Origin of the sequence: Anaerococcus lactolyticus S7-1-13, assembly GCF_000758765.1 — a bacterium.
Classification (GTDB): domain Bacteria; phylum Bacillota; class Clostridia; order Tissierellales; family Peptoniphilaceae; genus Anaerococcus; species Anaerococcus lactolyticus.
In genome coordinates this window covers 1-4730 of the sequence record NZ_JRMW01000006.1, presented here as the reverse complement: position 1 = coordinate 4730, position 4730 = coordinate 1, and the positions used below count along the sequence as shown (strand labels likewise).

The following is a 4730-nucleotide window of genomic DNA, read 5'->3' as shown; positions in this document are numbered from 1 at the left end:
TTTCTATATAATTAAATAGCTTGATACAAATATCCAAGAAAAAAGTGATGAGCAGAATAGTTTTAACTATTCTGCAACATCACCTTTATTTTTTATAATTGGATTAATGGAATTATTAAGCTATACAATAAAATTAATTTAAAGAAAAATAAATATTAGATAATACCAGGCGATAGCAATTAAAACCTCTATCGTCTTTTTTTACTCAAAATAAGTACGGAATAACACAACAAATTCTCTAAAACAAAACACTTAATCAATGTAAGATTGAATGAAATCAATATTTATGCTATAATTAAATAAATCTAATGAAGAGAAAAAGAGGAATATTATGGCATTAAACTATAAACCATTATGGATACAGTTAGCAAAAAAAGGATTAAAGAAAACAGATGTAATAGCTATGGCAGGACTTACAACAAATGTTATGGCACAAATGGGCAAGGATAAACCAATTACATTTAAAAATTTAGAAAGAATATGTAAGGCTCTATCTTGCACTCCTAATGATATTATTAGTTTTGAAGATGAATTTGAAAAAGAGATTTAAATTCTTATAGTTCTTTACACTTGATTTACAAGGGATCAAAGAAAATCTTAATAAAGGTTTCTAAAATTTTATTGAAATAATGTATAATTTGTGATAGCTTACTTACAATTTTAGAATTGTAATCTTTATATAGGGTGTTTTTATATCTTGTCAATGATTTTGTAAATATCTTTTAGATTGAAATCCAAAGTTTTGTGAGTAATTTATTTGAGAATTTACAAAACTTCTTAATACATGACCTGTATGTGTATAATGACATTGGCAAGAAGACATCTGTGATTATAGATTTTAAATAACTATATAATTGTAAAAAAGTATAGCACTAATACTAGCAAGAAAATTTATACGAATTTAGTTGACACAACTAAGAAAAATTGCTCCCATTTACGAAATGGTTTATACTTCAAGAGAGGAGGTGAACTAAATTGATGAAAACACTTGGTATGTTAACAATCATCTGCTTAACAGCATCAATTATGATGGTGAATTTTATACTTATTATTCCGAAATTTGGCTCGAAGTATTTCGGTGCACCCGATGATATCAAAGTTATGATGAGTAAGTTGCCAGATAAACCGATTTGGATCAATATAATCGGCGGACTTATCATGATACTTGGATTGCTAGCCATTGCAGCCGTTCTAGGCTGGGCAATTGTTGATACAGTAAAATTTAGTTTAACTTTTCAGCAAGCCTTTGTTAGATTTTTAATACTATTTGAAGGATATAAGCTTTTTGATATTATCTTTTTTGATTATCTCATGCTTACCAAGTTAAAATTGCCGACTAAAGTTTACCCAGAGACGGTTGGTGCTAAGGGTTATGATAATTTTGGTTTTAATGGGAAAAGTCAGATTGCAAAAATTATAATCTTCTTTTTCGTGAGCCTAATTTTGGCATATTTACTGACCGTTTTGGTTTAACTAGAAATTCATAACTTATAATGTTCAATTCGACTTCTTGGCTATTTGTTTTAAGGGGCTGTAGCTTAAAAAAACCAATTATCAGAAATAGATATAAGCCATGAACAGTTATATGAAGATAGGTTAGAGGGAAATATAAGCGAAAGAAACTTCAATCTAATATGTGAGCATATCTAAAAAACAAGACAAGAATCATTCCTATAGGAATGGCTAAATACTGACACAAAAAAATGTATCAACCTTTGCCCTTTTATCAGGATTTAGGTTGATACACAAACTTATTTACAGACCCTAATTATAGGATGACAGTAATTTAAAGTTCTGCAAAAGTTAATTTTGCCTATTTAAGGCTTGATTCCACAAACCAAATTTGTTTGTTGTAGTCCTCTATATGATCTTCCATAGCATTAGCTACAGGGAAATTATCAGCTTCATCTGCTTCTTTTCTAATCTCTAGTGCGAGTTCTTTTTGAAGTTTTATGTCAGATAGGACTATTTCTAATGCTTCTTTAATAGATACTTCTTTAGAAGTTTCAATCTCTTTGATTGTAGAAATTTCTAAATATTCTTTTAGATTAGCAACTGGAAATTCTCCAGACATTCTGATAAGCTCAGCAACTTCATCAAGTCTTTCACCAGCCTTATCATATTCAGATTCAAGATACTCATGTACAGATACAAATTGAGAGCCTACGATATTCCAATGTAGATTATGGATTTTAATGTTTAGTACTGCAAGATTTGCAAGATATGTGTTTAATTTTGTCATTATCTTCCTCCTTTAAAATGATTTTAATTATCTTTATTATTATATGCAATAATAAAAAACAAGTCAAGCCTATAATATTGAATAAAATTTACTAGCAAATATTTATTATTTCATCCTAATATCGTAAAAATGAACAGAAGAAAATTATTTCAGAGATACAAAATCACATAATGCAACAAAAAGGAATAGATAGAAAGATAGAATCTATACAAAAGGAAATATCAGATATTATTGAAAAGAGTATTTTATAAATTTTAATAATGAAACTTTGAAAGGGATAGCAGAAAATGTTATCTTCTTTTATTACAAGAAAGGAGATTAGTATTAAAAAATTAGATCAAATAAGACAAGAGTCAAAAGAAATAAAAGATAAAATAGACCATACAGAAGAAAGATTAAGACAAGAAAAAATCAAGAAAAAAAGATATTAAAACAAGATATAGTAAAAAGAAGAAAAGAAAGAACTCATAGACTCATAACAAGAGGGGCAATCTTAGAAAGCCTTATAGAAAATGCAGAAGAACTAAAAGATGAAGAAATAAAAATCCTACTAGAAAACCAACAAAGACAAAAGAATTTAAAGAAACACTAAAAATAATGAGCGAAAATTAAAAAAAAATAAAAAGGAAGATTTTTACAATGAGCATACTGCATAACTTATTTTATTTAAAATTTTTAAGAAATATCTGAAAGAATACTTAGGAGAAAGCAAGATCTTAAATATATCCCAATGGAAATTGTAATTTGCCACTATGAAGAAAGAGAAAATAACCTTTACAATCAAATATTAGGGATATGAGAATAAGTTGAACAAGCAGAAAAAGTTAAGACTTGCATAGAGCCGTTACAGGAACAAGAAAAATGACTATCACAGGTAAAACAGAACGAGTTAGACCAATAAAAAACAAAAGTGAAATATTTATAACTTAAGCATTGACATCAAGTTTTTTGTGTGATATATTTATAACATCAAGTTAGAAATATATCACTTGAAATTATACGTAAGGAGAATTTGACATGAAAAACAAAGTATCTATACGAGAAGTTGTTGCAACAAAAATTATTATTGCAATTTTAATTGCGGGATATTATTGGTTGTGGAGCAGAAGTGACTATCAGCCTGAATACCAACAGTTTTCAAGCTATTGGGGTTTTATTCTATTTTTGATTCTGATAGTGCATTATTTTAGAGTAAAGAAGTATAAGAAAGAATACTTTGATGAATTTGCGGAAAAAAATCTACACAGATGTGATTCAATATGCTTAAAAATTTTTGGCGTGTTAATGGTTATTATAGCGTATTTAGGAGGGATTTTAGGTCATGTAAACGGAATTTCAACAGCGTTGATGGGATGGTTAATTATTGGAACAGTAATTACAATTACAATACTTCGTACGATTATGTTTATAATTATGGATTCTAAAGGGGTATAATTGTGGCACTAATAACAAAAGTTAAGGAATATAGAGAAAAGAAAAAATATAAACAATCTGAACTTGCGGAAATGGTAAATGTCAGAAGAGAAACTATTGTACATCTTGAAAATGGAAAATATAATCCGTCATTAAAATTAGCTATGGATATTGCAAAAGTGTTTGATGTTAGCGTAGAAGATTTATTTGAATTTACAGATGATTGAGGCACACAATTTAATTTAGGAAATATAATATGCAATTCACAGGATTGCAATGGGACGATATAGATTTTGATACGGTCGAAGATTTAGATAAATATGATAGGAAAAAATATCTTGCTCCTATTTCTGTTATAAACTTAAAAAAGACTCCTGGAAAGACAACCTCAAATGATTCTGAGATAGATAAGTTTGCAAAAGATGATAGAGAATTTATAAAAAATCAAGTTGAAATATATAGACCTGACTTTATAATTTGTGGAGGAACAGGAGATATATTCATTAAAAACAATCTTAATTTAGATATTAGTTCATGGACGTATGTTTCTGACTATTTAAGTTATTTAATTTATAATGATACTATTATAGTTAAGACATACCACCCTGCCTACAGAAAAAGTAAAAAAGATTTATTTGAAAATATAGTTTCACCAATTAGAGATATATTGAATAATAAATAGCAGAGATTTTAGTAATTGTTTTAAAGGAGAATACAAAAAAATTAAATTTTATATTTAAGTCGAGAACAATCTAAAGACGGGGAGAGAATATCTTCATCGTCTTTTTTTATTGCAAGAAAGGAGATTAGAATGAAAAAATTAGAACAAATAGGACAAGAGTCAAAAGAAATAAAAGACAAAATAGATGACACAGAAGAAAGACTAAGGCAACTAAAAAATCAAGAACAAAAGATATTAAAACAAGACATAGTAAAAAGAAGAAAAGAAAGAACTCATAGACTTATAACAAGAAGACCAATCTTAGAAAGCCTTATAGAAAATGCAGAAGAACTAACAGATGAAGAAATAAAAATCCTACTAGAACACCAACAAAGACAAAAGAATTTAAAGAAA

General features: G+C 27.8%; 6 protein-coding genes and 2 pseudogenes. 7 read left to right on the top strand and 1 reads right to left on the bottom strand.

Annotated elements, in window-relative coordinates:
- Positions 1–331 precede the first annotated feature (331 nt).
- Entirely contained in the window at positions 332–550 is a 219-nt protein-coding gene (locus HMPREF1630_RS00275; RefSeq protein ID WP_002839984.1) for a helix-turn-helix domain-containing protein, read from the top strand.
- Positions 551–978: 428 nt separating this feature from the next.
- On the top strand, positions 979–1473 hold the full coding sequence (locus HMPREF1630_RS00270; RefSeq protein WP_037325938.1) for a hypothetical protein: 495 nt from the start codon (positions 979–981) through the stop codon (positions 1471–1473).
- 340 nt (positions 1474–1813) lie between these two features.
- Here HMPREF1630_RS00270 and HMPREF1630_RS00265 read toward each other — a convergent pair whose 3' ends face one another.
- Positions 1814–2242: a Dps family protein gene (locus tag HMPREF1630_RS00265; RefSeq protein ID WP_019116040.1), complete on the bottom strand. Its 429-nt coding sequence runs from the start codon at positions 2240–2242 to the stop codon at positions 1814–1816.
- A 323-nt stretch (positions 2243–2565) separates the two neighbouring features.
- Here HMPREF1630_RS00265 and HMPREF1630_RS00260 point away from each other — a divergent pair.
- The 5 genes and pseudogenes from HMPREF1630_RS00260 to HMPREF1630_RS00240 form a co-directional block, all read left to right on the top strand.
- Positions 2566–2854: pseudogene (locus HMPREF1630_RS00260) on the top strand (DUF3847 domain-containing protein).
- A 405-nt stretch (positions 2855–3259) separates the two neighbouring features.
- Complete coding sequence (locus HMPREF1630_RS00255; protein WP_004828933.1) at positions 3260–3676, top strand: hypothetical protein; 417 nt, start codon at positions 3260–3262, stop codon at positions 3674–3676.
- A gap of 2 nt (positions 3677–3678) precedes the next feature.
- A complete protein-coding gene (locus tag HMPREF1630_RS00250; protein ID WP_004828934.1) occupies positions 3679–3882 on the top strand; it encodes a helix-turn-helix transcriptional regulator in 204 nt (67 codons plus the stop codon).
- Positions 3883–3911: 29 nt separating this feature from the next.
- A complete protein-coding gene (locus HMPREF1630_RS00245; RefSeq protein WP_004828935.1) occupies positions 3912–4337 on the top strand; it encodes a hypothetical protein in 426 nt (141 codons plus the stop codon).
- Between the two features lie 129 nt (positions 4338–4466).
- Positions 4467–4730, top strand: a pseudogene (locus tag HMPREF1630_RS00240) (DUF3847 domain-containing protein); the annotation flags it as partial.

What these genes read in the sequence shown, in the direction of transcription:
- HMPREF1630_RS00265 (WP_019116040.1), bottom strand. Translation starts at nt 2,242, where the DNA reads ATGACAAAATTAAACACATATCTTGCAAATCTTGCAGTACTAAACATT.
- HMPREF1630_RS00270 (WP_037325938.1), top strand. Translation starts at nt 979, where the DNA reads ATGAAAACACTTGGTATGTTAACAATCATCTGCTTAACAGCATCAATT.
- HMPREF1630_RS00255 (WP_004828933.1), top strand. Translation starts at nt 3,260, where the DNA reads ATGAAAAACAAAGTATCTATACGAGAAGTTGTTGCAACAAAAATTATT.
- HMPREF1630_RS00275 (WP_002839984.1), top strand. Translation starts at nt 332, where the DNA reads ATGGCATTAAACTATAAACCATTATGGATACAGTTAGCAAAAAAAGGA.
- HMPREF1630_RS00245 (WP_004828935.1), top strand. Translation starts at nt 3,912, where the DNA reads ATGCAATTCACAGGATTGCAATGGGACGATATAGATTTTGATACGGTC.